The sequence below is a fragment of the Psychrobacillus sp. FSL H8-0510 genome (assembly GCF_038008345.1).
In the GTDB taxonomy this organism is placed as follows: domain Bacteria; phylum Bacillota; class Bacilli; order Bacillales_A; family Planococcaceae; genus Psychrobacillus; species Psychrobacillus psychrotolerans.
Map to the genome: position 1 here is coordinate 2,925,079 of NZ_JBBOYZ010000001.1, position 14,894 is coordinate 2,939,972.

19 protein-coding genes and 1 other annotated feature (1 of these 20 running past the window's edge) are annotated in these 14,894 nt (G+C 35.5%); of the genes, 6 read left to right on the top strand and 13 right to left on the bottom strand.

Annotated features, from left to right (window positions below; translation table 11 throughout):
- Positions 1-2: 2 nt before the first annotated feature.
- Positions 3-1,544 carry a carbon-nitrogen hydrolase family protein gene (locus MHI40_RS14855; protein WP_093538573.1) on the bottom strand — a complete coding sequence of 514 codons (1,542 nt, stop codon included), beginning with the start codon at positions 1,542-1,544 and terminating at the stop codon, positions 3-5.
- Positions 1,545-1,672: 128 nt separating this feature from the next.
- On the opposite strand from MHI40_RS14855, the gene MHI40_RS14860 reads away from it, so the two are divergent.
- From MHI40_RS14860 to MHI40_RS14870, 3 genes are read left to right on the top strand one after another with little or no spacing between them, the layout of a single operon-like run.
- On the top strand, positions 1,673-2,098 hold the full coding sequence (locus MHI40_RS14860) for a disulfide oxidoreductase (protein ID WP_093538572.1): 426 nt from the start codon (positions 1,673-1,675) through the stop codon (positions 2,096-2,098).
- A 1-nt stretch (position 2,099) separates the two neighbouring features.
- Positions 2,100-2,570, top strand: coding sequence for a thioredoxin family protein (locus tag MHI40_RS14865; RefSeq protein WP_093538571.1), 471 nt, complete (start codon positions 2,100-2,102; stop codon positions 2,568-2,570).
- A gap of 52 nt (positions 2,571-2,622) precedes the next feature.
- A complete protein-coding gene (locus MHI40_RS14870; protein ID WP_340763294.1) occupies positions 2,623-3,480 on the top strand; it encodes an RluA family pseudouridine synthase in 858 nt (285 codons plus the stop codon).
- Positions 3,481-3,631: 151 nt separating this feature from the next.
- Here the strand turns inward: MHI40_RS14870 and MHI40_RS14875 are convergent, their stop codons facing one another.
- The 11 genes from MHI40_RS14875 to queG all read right to left on the bottom strand — a co-directional run bounded on the left by MHI40_RS14875 (position 3,632) and on the right by queG (position 10,730).
- The gene (locus MHI40_RS14875) at positions 3,632-5,347 is read right to left on the bottom strand and encodes a MutS-related protein (protein WP_340763295.1); all 1,716 of its coding nucleotides are present in this window, start codon (positions 5,345-5,347) and stop codon (positions 3,632-3,634) included.
- Between the two features lie 85 nt (positions 5,348-5,432).
- Positions 5,433-5,822 (bottom strand): NUDIX hydrolase, encoded by a 390-nt coding sequence (locus MHI40_RS14880; RefSeq protein ID WP_340763296.1) that lies wholly within the window; start codon positions 5,820-5,822, stop codon positions 5,433-5,435.
- A complete protein-coding gene (locus MHI40_RS14885; RefSeq protein ID WP_340763297.1) occupies positions 5,777-5,911 on the bottom strand; it encodes an NUDIX hydrolase in 135 nt (44 codons plus the stop codon). Before MHI40_RS14885 ends, MHI40_RS14880 begins: the two co-directional genes overlap by 46 nt.
- Before the next feature lie 192 nt (positions 5,912-6,103).
- A complete protein-coding gene (locus MHI40_RS14890; RefSeq protein ID WP_340763298.1) occupies positions 6,104-6,262 on the bottom strand; it encodes a hypothetical protein in 159 nt (52 codons plus the stop codon).
- Positions 6,263-6,476: 214 nt separating this feature from the next.
- Positions 6,477-7,028: an NUDIX hydrolase gene (locus MHI40_RS14895; protein ID WP_340763299.1), complete on the bottom strand. Its 552-nt coding sequence runs from the start codon at positions 7,026-7,028 to the stop codon at positions 6,477-6,479.
- A gap of 14 nt (positions 7,029-7,042) precedes the next feature.
- A complete protein-coding gene (locus tag MHI40_RS14900) occupies positions 7,043-7,261 on the bottom strand; it encodes a hypothetical protein (RefSeq protein ID WP_340763300.1) in 219 nt (72 codons plus the stop codon).
- Positions 7,262-7,280: 19 nt separating this feature from the next.
- Positions 7,281-7,490 carry a hypothetical protein gene (locus MHI40_RS14905; RefSeq protein WP_340763301.1) on the bottom strand — a complete coding sequence of 70 codons (210 nt, stop codon included), beginning with the start codon at positions 7,488-7,490 and terminating at the stop codon, positions 7,281-7,283.
- Positions 7,491-7,721: 231 nt separating this feature from the next.
- On the bottom strand, positions 7,722-8,552 hold the full coding sequence (locus tag MHI40_RS14910; protein WP_340763302.1) for an aldo/keto reductase: 831 nt from the start codon (positions 8,550-8,552) through the stop codon (positions 7,722-7,724).
- 39 nt (positions 8,553-8,591) lie between these two features.
- The gene (locus tag MHI40_RS14915; RefSeq protein ID WP_093538562.1) at positions 8,592-8,774 is read right to left on the bottom strand and encodes a hypothetical protein; all 183 of its coding nucleotides are present in this window, start codon (positions 8,772-8,774) and stop codon (positions 8,592-8,594) included.
- A gap of 330 nt (positions 8,775-9,104) precedes the next feature.
- Positions 9,105-9,578: a tRNA (uridine(34)/cytosine(34)/5-carboxymethylaminomethyluridine(34)-2'-O)-methyltransferase TrmL gene (gene trmL, locus MHI40_RS14920; RefSeq protein WP_093538561.1), complete on the bottom strand. Its 474-nt coding sequence runs from the start codon at positions 9,576-9,578 to the stop codon at positions 9,105-9,107.
- A gap of 12 nt (positions 9,579-9,590) precedes the next feature.
- The gene (gene queG, locus MHI40_RS14925; protein WP_340763304.1) at positions 9,591-10,730 is read right to left on the bottom strand and encodes a tRNA epoxyqueuosine(34) reductase QueG; all 1,140 of its coding nucleotides are present in this window, start codon (positions 10,728-10,730) and stop codon (positions 9,591-9,593) included.
- A gap of 56 nt (positions 10,731-10,786) precedes the next feature.
- On the opposite strand from queG, the gene MHI40_RS14930 reads away from it, so the two are divergent.
- The 3 genes from MHI40_RS14930 to MHI40_RS14940 are packed head-to-tail and all read left to right on the top strand — an operon-like array spanning position 10,787 to position 13,206.
- A complete protein-coding gene (locus MHI40_RS14930; protein WP_340763306.1) occupies positions 10,787-11,482 on the top strand; it encodes a B3/B4 domain-containing protein in 696 nt (231 codons plus the stop codon).
- Positions 11,482-12,540, top strand: coding sequence for an ATP-grasp domain-containing protein (locus MHI40_RS14935; protein WP_340763307.1), 1,059 nt, complete (start codon positions 11,482-11,484; stop codon positions 12,538-12,540). Before MHI40_RS14930 ends, MHI40_RS14935 begins: the two co-directional genes overlap by 1 nt.
- Before the next feature lie 39 nt (positions 12,541-12,579).
- Positions 12,580-13,206 carry a TerD family protein gene (locus tag MHI40_RS14940; RefSeq protein ID WP_093538557.1) on the top strand — a complete coding sequence of 209 codons (627 nt, stop codon included), beginning with the start codon at positions 12,580-12,582 and terminating at the stop codon, positions 13,204-13,206.
- A gap of 61 nt (positions 13,207-13,267) precedes the next feature.
- Here MHI40_RS14940 and proS read toward each other — a convergent pair whose 3' ends face one another.
- On the bottom strand, positions 13,268-14,707 hold the full coding sequence (gene proS, locus MHI40_RS14945) for a proline--tRNA ligase (protein ID WP_093538556.1): 1,440 nt from the start codon (positions 14,705-14,707) through the stop codon (positions 13,268-13,270).
- Positions 14,708-14,756: 49 nt separating this feature from the next.
- Positions 14,757-14,894: a binding site (T-box leader), on the bottom strand (it continues 77 nt past the right edge of the window).

The window sequence follows — 14,894 nt, forward strand, 5'->3', positions numbered from 1 at the left end:
CATTATTTTTTATAATCGATACTGTATACATCATGACGTCTATCTTTTAAATGCTTAACTGTCCCGTCTTGACGTTGACGACGGAGGATTTCTAAATCTACATCCCCTATTAAGACCATCTCAACGTTTGGTTCTGTTTCTCCCACAATACCATCACGTGCAAATTCAAAATCAGAAGGTGCGAAAATGGCAGACTGTGCATATTGAATATCCATATTTTCTGTTTGTGGCAAGTTTCCAACTGTACCTGAAATAACAGTATAGATTTGGTTTTCAATAGCACGTGCTTGTGCACAATAGCGAACTCGTAAGTATCCTTGACGATCCTCGGTACAAAATGGAGCGAAGATAATATTTGCACCCATATCAGTAGCTATGCGGGCAAGTTCTGGAAACTCTATATCATAACAAATTTGAATCGCAATTTTCCCACAATCCGTATCAAATACTTGTACAGAATCGCCTGCACTAATTCCCCACCATTTACGTTCGTTCGGTGTAATATGAATTTTATATTGCTTATCAATTGCACCATCTCGGTGGAATAAATAGGCGATATTATAAATTTCCTCGTTTTCTTCTTCCACGAAGTGAGAACCAGCAATAATATTGATATTATAACGAATAGATAAATCTGAGAATAACTCCATATATTGCGGAGTATATTCTGTCAGTTTACGAACTGCCTGACTTGGCGATGGTTCATTCAGGAAGGACATTAGCTGTGTAGTAAAGATTTCCGGGAACACTACAAAATCAGATTGAGCATCGGAAGCTACGTCCACAAAATATTCACATTGGTTAGCAAACTCTTCAAATGAATTTATTTTACGCATCATATATTGCACTGCACAAATTCGTACAGGATAGCTTGTTTTAAAGTGACGTTTAGAAAGTGGAATATAATCGACATTATTCCATTCCATCAGCGTTGCATATTTGGCAGACGCCATATCATCCGGTAGATAATTTGGGTTAATACGCATTAGCGTAAAGCCATTCATCAATTGGAAGGTAAGAACTGGATCATATATTTTGTGGCGAGAAACAGATGTCACATATTCTCTTGGAGACATTTCTTCTGCAAATTTATGATAGTTAGGAATGCGCCCTCCGATTATAATGGACTTTAAATTGAACTGTCTTGCAATATCTTTTCTGCCTTCATATAAACGTTGACCAACCTTCATTCTTCTATATTCAGGATGCACCATTACTTCAATACCATATAAATTATAGCCATCTGGATTGTGGTTCGTAATGTAGCCTGCATCTGTTACATCCGACCAAGAATGACGATCATCATACTCATCAAAATTTATAATAAGACTAGAACAGGAACCAATTACTTTGCCGTCTAGTTCTGCAACCAGTTGGCCTTCTGGGAAAATAGTTAAATGGCTACGTAAATGAGATACTTCCCAAGGGTCCATACCCGGAAAACATTGTCGTTGTATTTCTAAGATCGACTCTATATCGGAAAAAGACGTTTGTCTTATAATCATGCTTTGTTCGAATGGGGATAAATCAAATTCTTCTGTCATTGTATCGGCTCCTCTTTCATCAGTATCTTTCATTATATAGCTATTTGCTCTTCAGATAAAATATTTTACATGTATTTAAAGAAGGATTATACTTTAATTTGAGTTCAAAGTAATTTAAAGGAGTTCCTATGACAAAAAAACTGGAAAATCTATTACTATTTATGTGGACAGTTTCCCTTACTGCAACATTAGGTTCACTCTACTTTTCAGAAGTAAGAGGATACGAACCATGTGATTTATGTTGGTACCAGCGTATACTCATGTATCCACTTGTGCTAATATTAGGAATTGCATATGTTCAAAAAAACCCTAAAATTGCAGTAACAACTTTTATATTCTCCGTGATTGGTGGATGTATATCTGCTTATCATTATAGCATTCAAAAACTTACTTTCATGCAAGAATCAGCACCCGCATGTGGTAGAGTAGCGTGTACAGGAGAATATATTAACTATGCAGGTTTTATAACCATTCCATTTTTAGCTCTTATTGCATTTATTATAATTGCAATTACAAGTGTTTTAGTATGGAGGGACATCAAGGAGGAAAAGTAACTTGAAAAAACTACTTATTTTTGGTGGTATTATCGTTGCAGTCTTTGTATTAATCTTTGTGTTAAACTCTCAGAAAAACAAGGATGCATTAGCGAATAATCCATACGATACGGATGATCTAAGACAATCTACTATTGATCTTATCGATGATCCGAACTATCAAAATATTATTTTACCAGAAGAATTGGAAAAAAAGATTGCTACTGGAGAACCTGTGACAGCTTACTTCTTCAGCCCAGAGTGTGTACATTGTCAAGAGATGACACCACGACTGACACCGCTTGCTAAAGAAAATAAAGTTGAAATTGTAAAATACAATGTACTTGAGTATGAAAAGGGTTGGAATGATTACCGTATCAAAGCAACACCAACAATGATCTATTTTGAAAAAGGCCAAGAAGTAGTTCGAGTAGAAGGTGCCATATCTAATAGTCAAATTCAAGGATTCTTTGATGAAGTCGTTTTAAAATAACCAAAAGGGTCATGTCGAGCTGACAGACCCTTTTTTTAAAGGAGTTAGGAAGATGATTCATACATTAACGTATACCGTACAAGAAGATGGATTAACCATCAATAATCTATTTCAAGAGAAATGGAAATTAGGCAAGAAGTTAATACATGAGTTACTTATGCAGAAAGCCGTAAGCAACAAGAGCGGAGAACTTTTACAATGGAAGCTTCCAAACAAAAAAGGTGATGTACTCGTTATTAAATGGGAGGGTGAATCTTCAAACTATCTCCTTTCCGATCAGATTCCTTTATATGTAGCATATGAAGATGAGTATTTACTAATCGCTTCTAAACCACGCGGAGTATCGACGCATCCTAACGAAGATGGTCAAAATCATACCTTTATGAACACTGTGACAAATTATTTACACAATAAAGACCATCATTACGGCGAACATGTACATCGCATCGATGAAGGCACAAAGGGATTAGTAGTTATTGCAAAAAATCCACTTGTCAAAGGTATGCTCGATCGTATGCTGGAGAACAAAACAATTGTCCGCACGTACGAGGCAACTGTAGAAGGTCAAGTGAAAAACCAGCATGGCACCATTCGAGCAGCTATCGGTAATGATCGCCACCATCCGACGCGCAAAAGAGTTTCTCCGTCTGGGCAAAATGCTATTACTCATTATGAAGTTGCAGGGAAACATGAACAATTCACGAAAGTACATGCCATTTTAGAAACTGGACGTACCCACCAAATTCGAGTTCACTTAGCTCATCTAGGACATCCAATTGTTGGAGACGAACTATATGGTGCTAAAAGAACACCAACTAAAATGTATGAGCTGCATGCATTTAAAGTCCAATTTAATCATCCCATAACAGGTGAAGTACTCGTTATAGAAGATAAACGCCAACAGAACTAGGTTGATGCTAGGGCAGTAAATCAGTGGATGTTGCGAATAAGTAGTGAAATGTTGCTTCTATACTAACCGACGTTGCGAGTATGAATTCAAACGTTGCACAAATGAAAATGCAGGTGAGATTTTTATTTCTCATCTGCTTTTTTTAATTGTTTCACTTCGAGTTTACTTGAAACTTTTCATCGGTAAACATGTTACTTTCTCTGAGAATACTCCATTTACGTTGCTCATTAAACTGCTGTGCCACACTATTTGCTTTGTCTGTGATACTTTGTGGGTAGGCAAGTATTTCAAGTAACTTAATGGCATTCCTCGATTTTGAAGGACCTGAATGAATATTGTAATCAAATCGAACTTCACCATTTTCTACCGTTTCTCTAAAATGATAATTATCATACGTCTTTTCCACAATTTCTGTTAGTTCAATATCATGTGATGCAAGAATATTGATACCATTGTTTACAGATAACCATTCCATAATTGCTGCGGATGCCGCAATTCGTTCTATTGTATTTGTACCCTTTAAGATTTCATCAATGAAAGAGAGACAAGGTTTTTCTTCTTCTATTAGACGAATTATACGTTTTAGGGATTTTATTTCTGCAATAAAATAACTATCACCGTTTAGCACATTATCTTGAACGGCCATGGATGTAACGACATAACTAGGTTTCATACGCCAACTTTTTGCAACTGCAGTATTTACTGTCTGAGCTAAAATCGCATTAATAGCAACGGCTTTCATATATGTGGATTTCCCCGATGCATTAGAACCAGTAATTAGAGTTGATTTCCCTAAACTAGATGTATTTGAAACTGGTTTTTCTATAAGTGGATGAATCATATTCTCGAAAAATAAACCATCCTCATCAGTAAAAGTTGGAGTGCAATATATATCTAGTGATTTGCGATAATACCCTATTGCAATGGCTGCATCCAGTTTTCCTATTAGCATCCAAATTTCACGAAATTCCTTTTGATGAGAAGCAATCGTTTTACTAATACTATTAAATGAAATAAAATCCAATAAAAAAAGGATCCGTATATATTCAAATAAAAGATCCAGTTCTCCAGTACCTCCACTTCCAAAAGAAGCTAACCTATTAAAAGTTATTACTTTTTTAATAGGTCTTACATTCTCTTTGAGGCCATCTAGATGTTTAAATAATATCGAGTGCTTAAGAGAAGCTATACGGTTCCCACCGGATATAATTGCAGCTGCGTATCCAACAGAATAAAGATTACTTTCTAACATAGTTTTATTTCGATAATAAACGATTCCATTTAATGTAAAGGAACACAACAGACTAATAATTCCATACTTAAGATTAAGGAACATTAAAAGTACGGATATAACTGGTATTAGAGCTAAAAGCACATAAATAGAAGCATACTTTATCTTGGTCTCTTTCTTCTCCAAAAAATAAGATGAAGAATTGGTATAATTTAATTTACCAAGACTTGATAAAATTAGAAGTATTTCTTCTCTTACCCCTTGTTCTGTCGATAATAACTGATAAAGTTCCTCATTATTTTGTTGTCCAACTCTGGAGGGTTCAATGTCTCTTAGCTGGTTAAATAAATACTCTGAGCCGACAGTAGATTGCGTATAGTTCATCTTCCTGAAAACTTCATCCATCCCTAAATCATCCCAAGTTAATTGATCTATTCCGTCATAATGCCTATAATGATTTCTTTTGTTCGACCAAAATGATGAAACTGAATTAAAATCTATATTCTGTGAAACAAATGTTCCAGTATCCCATTCTTTCCGAAATCTATTCAGTTTTTTCCTATTTTTGGTTGCTAAATGATAAACCACAATAGAAACCACAATAATTGCAACGACAACTAAAATTATTTTTGTCACGATAAACACCCCTACATAAATCAGAAATATATCCATATCTAACGCTTGTTTACTTGGTCTCCATAACTCCAATTATATTCTTCATTTATTTATCTAATTTCACTTCAAATTGAGGTTTCGTAACATATTCCATGTATTTTACTGAGCCATTATAATTTAAATACACTTCATATCTTGTTCTAATAGCAGGAGCAGTTATGAACTCTAATACGCTTTCCTTTTTAACCCAACAGGATTCAGAATTTTCTTCAGATGTACTTAACACTCCTCCAGTAGGCTTACATACAAAATCGAACATTACTTTTGTAGGGACGTCTGTAACTTCGTCATACCATCTATAAACTCCTGTGTTGGAATAGGTTCCTATTAAATGACCTACCTCGATATCAATTCCACTTTCTTCTTTAACTTCTCGAACTAATGCATCTATTAGGTTTTCCCCCCAACCTCCACCTGTCCCCCGGGATAAACCCATCCGCCATGGTGTGTTTTTACTAAAAGTATTTCTCCGGTCTCATTTTCAACAATTCCTCCAACAGCCACAATATGCGTGGGCATCATCATTTTACTTACCCCCTTCGCTTTCTAATCTTTCGTAAAAAGATCTAAGTAAAATATCCTATTAAAATTACATATCCAAAATTCCTAATAATAGGATGACTTTCTATCGGTAAAACTAATAAGACAGCAGAAATAATCATAGTTGGCTGTATAGTTTAAAACCAAATACGAACAATAGGATTGCGAAAACCCACTTCAAAACAATCGTCCTTCTGCATCTACTTCTTCTCTATTTTTCTCTAACTTTTTCCACTTTAAATAGTTATAAGAAAAATCCCAAACAATCATTACAAAACAAAAGATAGAGAACAGGAGAATTAAGTACGATGGCCATTCACTAACTTTCTTTATCATAATTAAACAAAGAATTAAAAAAGGAGCTGTCCAAAGTGTTCGTACCATTTTTCTTCTATAGGTTAGCTTGTGATAAACAAATACAAAACCCTTATCTACTTTTTCCTTGTCTTTGTACAGTTTCGACAAAATAAAATTGAAAAGTATACTTACGAGAGTAATTACAAATAATATGAAGTAATCTGTGCTAGAAATAATAATCACTCCTCTACTTTTACGGGTTTTCAGAAAGGAAAATCTTTGTCAGATGATAAGCATGAGCAGTAAAAAGCTGTGTTTTGATCTTATTTGTTTTTATAAGAGAACCTAACGATTCAAAATCTAACAATTGTACACATATCTCCTCGGTTTCGTCTAGTTCTTGATCAAATTGTTTATATGCATCTAACAGGAGGTAGGTTCTAATTTTATTGGTTTGTGTAGCAGGATTAATCATAAATTCACCTAGCAAAATAGGTGTTTGTCGTGAAATGTACCCTGTTTCTTCTTTAACTTCTCTTATAATGCCTTCCTCATCCGTTTCCCCATGTTCTCTTTTACCTGCAGGAATTTCTAAATAGATATCATTTCCGGCATGTCTATATTGCTTTACCAGTAGTATTTTATTTTCCTTAGTTAGTACAACAGCATTCACCCAATCGGAATACTCATTTACAAAATAATCATTAATGACCATACCATTAGGTAGCTCACATATATCTTTCCTAATATTTCCGTATGAGCTTTTATGGACGTATTCTGTTTTTAACGTTTTCCATTGCTTCATAACCCCGTACTCCTTTACCTCATCATCTCCATAAAAATATATAGATTGTATATTGCTGGAATTAGCAAACTCAATGCGAGGCAAATAACTGCTCCAAGTTTGGATTGTTTAGTTAAACGTGCATCCTCTTGTTTTAAGTATTGAAAAAAAGTAAGTGTAAAATAAAAGCATAATACTATAAAAACGATAGATAAGATGCCTAGCCAATTTCCTGTTCCCATAAAACCTTCCATTAAAGTCTCCTCCTAACACTCACCACTTAAGGATTAAAGCAAATAATATATACAAAGTCCCTAACACTACTTCTCTTATTATCACTTTTTTATTTTCTTTTTGAAGATAACTTTCTATAGCATCTACCATAAAGTTAATCCCTGCTAATATGAATACTAATCTCACATAAAAAATATCTAAATTATTCCATATGGTCATTATTAGCATTGCAATCATCAAACTTATCAATAGCACCTTTAATATTATGAACGGCTTACTACTTTTTTTCTTGTAAGTCTTTTCAAAAAATATATTCATTATTGACCTCATCTAAAATTTATTCATGTATTATTACTAATACGCTTAAATATGTAATAGGTTTCATTATTTCGTAATATTTTCCAATATAAATAAAAACACGATAGTTTCTCTTCCAAATCAGGAGAGATACTATCGTGCAATATTACTTAAATCATCTTATTAAAAACTAAAGTTATCTGGATCTTTACCAGTACGCTCATTTAAGTTAAGTGCATCTATATTTTTCATATCCTCGAATGATAACTCAAAATCATATACATCCATATTTTCGGCAATTCTAGATGGATTTTCTGACTTTGGAATGACGATTAAATCATGTTGCAGGTGCCATCTTATAATGGTTTGAGCAGTAGACTTACCATATTTGTTACTAATACGTTGTAATGTTGGTTCCTCTAATATTCGTCCTCTTGCAAGTGGAGACCACGAAGTTATCGCGATTTCTTGTTCTGCACAATACTCACGTAGATCAAACTGCGTAAGGCGTGGATGACATTCAATTTGGTTAACCATTGGTTTAACGTTTGCTTTAACAGAAATAGCCTCCAAATGATGCTGATGATGATTGGCAACACCTGTAGCTCGAATTAGCTTTTCATCATATAACCGTTCTATTGCTCGATATGTATCTACAAAAGTTTCTGTAATTGGCCAATGCGTTAAATATAAATCTACGTAATCCATCTCTAAGAGCTTTAAAGACTTTTCAAATGCTCTGAGAGTTTGATCGTAGCCTTGATCTGTATTCCACACCTTTGTAGTAATGAATATATCTTTGCGTGGAACAATCGATGATCTAACTGCTTCGCCCACTTCTTTTTCGTTGGCATATAAACTTGCCGTGTCAATATGACGATAGCCATAATCTAGAGCAGCGGTCATTGCTTGAATTGCCATATCAGGTTCAGTCATTTTATAAACGCCTAATCCTAATCTAGGCATCTCAATTCCATTTGATAACTTTTTTGTTGAATGTATATTTAAAGCCATAGTTCTCATCCTTTCTTAGGAGGAAAACGACTGAGTTACTCAGTCGTTTTCTCTTTTCTTCATGGAAGATGTATCTTCGGATTGGGCTGGATCGGACACTCGATTATCTTCTTCTAGCTCTTTGTTGTCTCTCATTCTATCCATTTGTTTTCCTAACTGCTTTACTTCTTCCATGTTTGTTGCCATTGAACCGTTCTCTGGACCATTTTTGAATTCGTTCATATCAAAAATCACTCCTTTTCTTTATGTTAGTAGAATATTCGAAAGGTTGCAACATTCAAATGAACGATTTTTGTCAAATTTCGTTTTTTTGAAATATTTCTTTTTCAAACAAATTAGGGTATACTAGGTGCAGAATACTATAGAGGAGGCACTCCATATGAAACTAATCCTTATTCTTGGTGTTAGTATTTCGTTCCTTGTGGCAATTTTCACAGCAGGATACGATGACAAACCAGGTGCATCTGAAAAATAATCTATTGTTAAAACGGACGAGTCATTTATGACCTCGTCCGTTTTTTTAGTGAACCCAATCATGATACCTAGCTCTTCTTAGTGCAAGTTTGGATAGTTTTGCTGACGTAATGCCTCGTAAACTAGAATGGCTGCTGTATTCGATAAATTTAACGAACGAATATTATCGTTCATAGGAATTCTCAATGCACGATCAGGATGTGCATCGATAAACTCTCTTGGCAACCCTTTTGTTTCACGTCCAAAAATAAAGAAATGATCCTTCTCCGTATCACTAAAATCAAACGTAGTATGTGGCTTAGCCCCAAACTTTGTAATTAAATAGTATTCGCCAGATGGATGTGCTGCAAAAAACTCATCGAGACCATCATAATAAGTAATATCTACATGTTCCCAATAATCTAATCCTGCTCGCTTTAGCATCTTATCATCTGTGGAGAATCCTAAAGGTCGGATTAAATGTAATTTAACATCTGTTCCGGCACAAGTTCTAGCTATATTCCCTGTATTAGCAGGTATTTCTGGTTGATATAAAACAACATTAATACTCAAATATTCCACTTCCTAATTCTCTACTGTATAATATTCTAACCCTTTTCGAATCTCTTCTAAAACTTCATCCACTTGTTCACTTTGTTCAGCCTCTTGAAGGGCTAGCAAGCCTTCTTGTGTATTTATTTTACCTATTGCCCACGCTGCTGTACCACGGATGACTGGTCTAGCATCATGTTGCATTAAATCTATTAGTGCTGGAACAGCTGCCTGCTCTTTAAAATGAGCTAATGCAATTATAGCATTTCGCTGAATTGGATTCTTCCCTCGCCAAGCACCGGACATATGACCATATGTTTCTTTAAATGTGCGATTCGTCATTTTAAGTAAAGGTAGTAGCAAAGGTTTCACTAACTCAGGTTCTGGCTTAAACGCTTCTTGGTGAAGATTGGCTTTGCCTTTGTTTTTTGGACAAACTGTTTGGCATGTATCACAACCATATATGCGATTGCCAATTTTTGCTCGAAATTCATCTGGAACCATTGTTTTCGTTTGGGTTATAAAAGCAATACAGCGCTGGGCATTTAGCTGACCACCTTCTATTAAGGCTCCTGTTGGACAAACATCTAAGCATAATCGACAATCACCACATTGGTCCTCCATCTGCTCACTAGACTCAAAAGGAATAGACGTAATCATTTCTCCTAAATAGACATAAGAACCAAACTCAGGAGTAATAATAGCGCAGTTTTTTGCACTCCATCCTATTCCGGCGCGCTCTGCTACGGCACGATCCGAAAGTTCTCCCGTATCTACCATTGAACGCAATTTAGCATCTGGAATATGCGATAAAATATATAATTCTAACAGTGCTAACTTTTCACGTAAAACTGTATGATAATCTATACCCCATGATGCGCGTGCGAAGATTCCTCGTCTTGCACCTTTCACACTTTGAGGGGCATCTTTCATTTTTGAAGGATACGCAATTGCAATAGATATAATACTACTAGCTTCTTCTGACAAGTTTTCAGGATGCACTCTTTTCTCAATATCAGGTTCTTCGAATCCAGAGGCATACCCTAACTCCTGCTGTCGGATTAATCGATTTTTTAATTCATGAAATGGAGAAACAGAAGTAAATCCAATTTTGTCAATTCCAATGGATGCTGCATAATCTATGAGGTTTTCTTGAAACTGAATGATATTCACAAATGTTCTCCTTTCTTATGCTACACTTAAGAAAAATAATTGTAAGGATGGTTGATATGTTAGTAAAATTGGATGATTCAATTACTGAAATAGAGCCCTCATTTAAAATAGGCATTATTCATTATACCAAAATTATTGTTACTTCCTCACCCCAAATGCTTAAAGGAAGACTTCAATTATTTCAAGAGCAACTTTTCTTTGAAATGGACGACAAGCCCGTAAATGATTTCGCGGGGATTAAAGAATGGAGAGCTCTCTGGAAAAAGTTCGGAGCAGATCCTAATCGTTATCGCCCTTCAATGGAAGCTATGTATAGAAGGATTGCAAAACAAAATTATATCACACCCATGCATTCTGCTGTAGATTTAAACAACTTCTTCTCTATGCAATATGAAATTCCAATGGGTATATATGATGTGGCGAAAATTCAAGGTGAAACAAACATCACTATTGGAACCGAAGAAACAACTTATGTCGGGTTAAATGGCAGAGATAATACATTAAAAAATATTATAACTCTACAGGATGAGGCAGGACCATATGGAAGTCCATTTGTAGACTCTGCGCGAACAGCTGTAACAGAAGATACTACAGAAGCATTACAAATCGTATTTCTACGTCCTTCCTTAAAGGTAGAGGAAAGTAATAAATTACTTGAATCTATGGCTTCCATGTTTACTCAAATACATGGCGGTGATTTTAAAACAAATATTTTAAATACAAACTTTCATACGAGCAAAGGAGAATTATAATGGTCCTCAATATTTGGTTTAATAGATGGTTTTCAACTGTTTCACACTACATGGAGTTGATACGTCATAATCCCGATCAACAAGAATTTATCATTCATGGAACACATCCTAATTCTGACACTGTATATTTCAATTATTGTGATGTGTTTAGTACAGAGCCAGATATTGAGGGCGAGGATTATATACAGTTTTGCTTAGACTATTGTATACAAAATCAGATTCATATATTTGTTCCACGAAAAGAAAACGTGCTTATATCTCGGCACTTAGAAAAGTTTGAAGACATCGGTGTGTCAGTGTTGGTTTGTCCGGATGGTGATTTAATGGCCATGGTAGATAACAAAGCAGCGATGTATCAATCTTTACAAAACCAAGAAAAGGAAGGTAACTTTATCGTTACTATTCCATCCTATCAAATTGTTAACAATGCGCTGGAATTTAAAGAAGCCTATAAACAATTAAGTAAGGATAATACGAAACTATGCATTAAACCTGTCATTGGAGAAGGAGCAAGCGGATTCCGAATTATTGATAATGATGCAGATACGATTCCTTTTATATTCAATACTGCTTCTTCTCAAAAAATTTCATATGAAACTGCTCTTAGAATCTTACAAACGCAGGAGCATTTCCCGGACTTAATGGTTTTGGAATATTTGGATGGCTATGAGTATAGTATAGACTGTTTAGCTGATGCAGACGGAACACTACTTACCGCAATACCTAGGAAAAAAGCAAATGGACGTATTCGAGAAATTGAATACAACAAAGATTTAATCGAAATCGCAGAGAAAATGGCAATACAATATAAAATTCCTTATGTATTTAATATCCAAGTTAAATACAAAGACGGTATTCCTAAGCTACTAGAGATTAATCCCCGGATGAGTGGTGGATTGCATATCAGCTGTCTAGCAGATATCAATTTCCCCTACTATGCTATTAAACTATTGCTAGGTAATCAGTTGGAGCCTCTTTATCCTAAATTTGGTTTGAAAGCAACACACATAGAACAGCCAGTAATCCTATCTTCAGAAGATTCTTCGGTTTTAGTTTAAGTAGACAAAATGGTGAAATTAGAAAAGGAGTGATTATTGATGGTAAATTTGAACAAGATTGAGCTTAAGAAAAAGGGACAGTCCATTAATCTTACTAAAAACAACAATAATATCGGAGAAATTTTAGTAAATCTCCAATGGGATCAACAAGTTAAAGCAAAATCTACTGGATTCCTTTCTTCCCTACTCGGTGGAAAACCTAAAGGTGTAGACTTAGACCTAGGTTGCTTATATGAATTAAATAACGGCGAAAAAGGCTGCGTACAAGCTTTAGGTAACGCTTTTGGCACACTAAAGCAAGCACCCTATATGGAACTCGATGGTGATGATCGTACTGGTTCCCTATCAGGAGGAGAAAACCTGAGAATTAACGGAAATAAAATAACAGATATAAAAAGAATTTTGGTGTATTCATTTATCTATCAAGGGGTAGCCAATTGGGCAGAAGCAGATGGAGTTGTTACATTAACATATCCGGCTGGCCCAGCTATTGAAGTGAAGCTAGATGAACATCGTAATGGACAAATAATGTGTGCAGTCGCAATGATTGAAAATGTAAATAATGAGACATTTAAAATTGAACGCTTAGTAGAATACTTCAAGGGGCATAAAGAGATGGATCATGCGTATAACTGGGGTATGAATTGGGTAGCAGGATCAAAATAATATGTTTCGTCATCAAAAAAAACAACCACTTAGGGTTGTTTTTTTTAATCACTACTATTTTTTAGTAGGCACGACCGAACCATACAGTATGTTTCGAATCCTTCCCACAGTTAATACATGTTGCTTTTTCTGCTGGTGGGTTGAATGGAATATTACGAGTCGTAAATTTCGTTTCATTCTTCACATTCTCTTCACAAGCATCCTCCCCACACCATCCTGCAAGAATCCATCCAGGAATTGTGCCATTTTCCGTTGAATCCGTAAGATGTTGTTTTAACTGCTCTAGAGAATCTACATTTGTATGGGAATTCTCATCACGGAATGCACGAGCTTTCTCCAGTAAACGTGTTTGCATAGTAGTTAACTCTTCTTCAATACGTTCTACTATAACAGCAATTTCTACTGATTCTTTTTCTGTCAGGTCACGTACTTTGATCAGCGCTTGATTGTTCTCTAAATCACGAGGTCCTAATTCAATACGAACCGGTACACCTTTAAGCTCCCATTCATTGAATTTATAACCAGGAGATTGATCTGAATCATCAAGACGAACACGGATACCTTTTGCTTTCAATGCAGCGTATAGCTCATCTAGTTTCTCCATAATAGCAGGGTTCTTCTTCCAAGGACCCACAGGAATTAGCACTACTTGGGTTGGTGCAACACGTGGAGGTAATACAAGACCCTGTTCATCACCATGTACCATAATAACTGAACCGATTAAACGAGTAGATGTTCCCCAAGATGTTGTATGCACATGCTGATGCTTGTTTTCTTTGTTTAAGTATTTGATATCAAATGCTTCCGCAAATTTTGTTCCAAGGTAATGAGAAGTCCCAGCTTGAACAGCTTTTCCGTCTTTCATCATGGCTTCGATAGAATAGGTATCTACAGCTCCTGCAAAACGTTCGGAAGGTGTTTTTTGACCATCATATACAGGAATTGCTAAAAGCTCCTCTACAACCTCTTTATAGATGTTAAGCATCTGCATTGTTTCCTGACGTGCCTCTTCCTCGTCTACGTGTGCTGTATGTCCTTCTTGCCATAAAAATTCAGAAGTACGGATAAACGGAAGTGTTTTCTTTTCCCAACGAAAAACGTTAGCCCATTGGTTAATAAGAACTGGCAGATCACGATAACTCTTAATCCAATTCGAATACAAATGACCAATCATTGTTTCTGATGTTGGGCGTAATGCTAAACGCTCTTCTAATTTTTCACCAGCTGCCTCAGTAACCCATGGTAATTCTGGCGCAAACCCTTCAATATGATCCTTTTCTTTTTGGAAAAAAGATTCAGGAATTAGCATTGGGAAATAAGCATTACGGTGACCTGTTTCTTTAAAACGTCTGTTCATCTCATCTTGAATATGCTCCCAAATTTCAAAGCCATCTGGTTTAAAAGCAATACACCCACGAACTGGTGTGTAATCCATTAAATCTGCCTTTTGAATGGTGTCAATATACCATTTAGTAAAATCGTTTTGCTGTTGATTTGTCATTTATATTCCTCCTATTTACATCAATGAAAAAAGCACAAAGTCATCCTCGTAAAAGGACGTCTCTGTGCTGAATAGACGTGGTACCACCTTAGTTTAGCTTAAAAATTTTAAGCCCTCTAAACGTTTGTTAACGAAAACGACTCGGTTATGTTTACATAACATCTCCGTGATAGGTTTCAATAAGAAG

Bases quoted from the DNA above. Each gene is read 5' to 3' on its own strand.
- MHI40_RS14855 (WP_093538573.1), bottom strand. From the start codon at position 1,544: ATGACAGAAGAATTTGATTTATCCCCATTCGAACAAAGCATGATTATA.
- MHI40_RS14860 (WP_093538572.1), top strand. From the start codon at position 1,673: ATGACAAAAAAACTGGAAAATCTATTACTATTTATGTGGACAGTTTCC.
- MHI40_RS14870 (WP_340763294.1), top strand. From the start codon at position 2,623: ATGATTCATACATTAACGTATACCGTACAAGAAGATGGATTAACCATC.
- MHI40_RS14880 (WP_340763296.1), bottom strand. From the start codon at position 5,822: ATGGGTTTATCCCGGGGGACAGGTGGAGGTTGGGGGGAAAACCTAATA.
- MHI40_RS14885 (WP_340763297.1), bottom strand. From the start codon at position 5,911: ATGATGATGCCCACGCATATTGTGGCTGTTGGAGGAATTGTTGAAAAT.
- MHI40_RS14890 (WP_340763298.1), bottom strand. From the start codon at position 6,262: ATGATAAAGAAAGTTAGTGAATGGCCATCGTACTTAATTCTCCTGTTC.
- MHI40_RS14895 (WP_340763299.1), bottom strand. From the start codon at position 7,028: ATGAAGCAATGGAAAACGTTAAAAACAGAATACGTCCATAAAAGCTCA.
- MHI40_RS14900 (WP_340763300.1), bottom strand. From the start codon at position 7,261: ATGGAAGGTTTTATGGGAACAGGAAATTGGCTAGGCATCTTATCTATC.
- MHI40_RS14910 (WP_340763302.1), bottom strand. From the start codon at position 8,552: ATGGCTTTAAATATACATTCAACAAAAAAGTTATCAAATGGAATTGAG.
- MHI40_RS14915 (WP_093538562.1), bottom strand. From the start codon at position 8,774: ATGAACGAATTCAAAAATGGTCCAGAGAACGGTTCAATGGCAACAAAC.
- MHI40_RS14930 (WP_340763306.1), top strand. From the start codon at position 10,787: ATGTTAGTAAAATTGGATGATTCAATTACTGAAATAGAGCCCTCATTT.
- MHI40_RS14935 (WP_340763307.1), top strand. From the start codon at position 11,482: ATGGTCCTCAATATTTGGTTTAATAGATGGTTTTCAACTGTTTCACAC.
- MHI40_RS14940 (WP_093538557.1), top strand. From the start codon at position 12,580: ATGGTAAATTTGAACAAGATTGAGCTTAAGAAAAAGGGACAGTCCATT.
- proS (WP_093538556.1), bottom strand. From the start codon at position 14,707: ATGACAAATCAACAGCAAAACGATTTTACTAAATGGTATATTGACACC.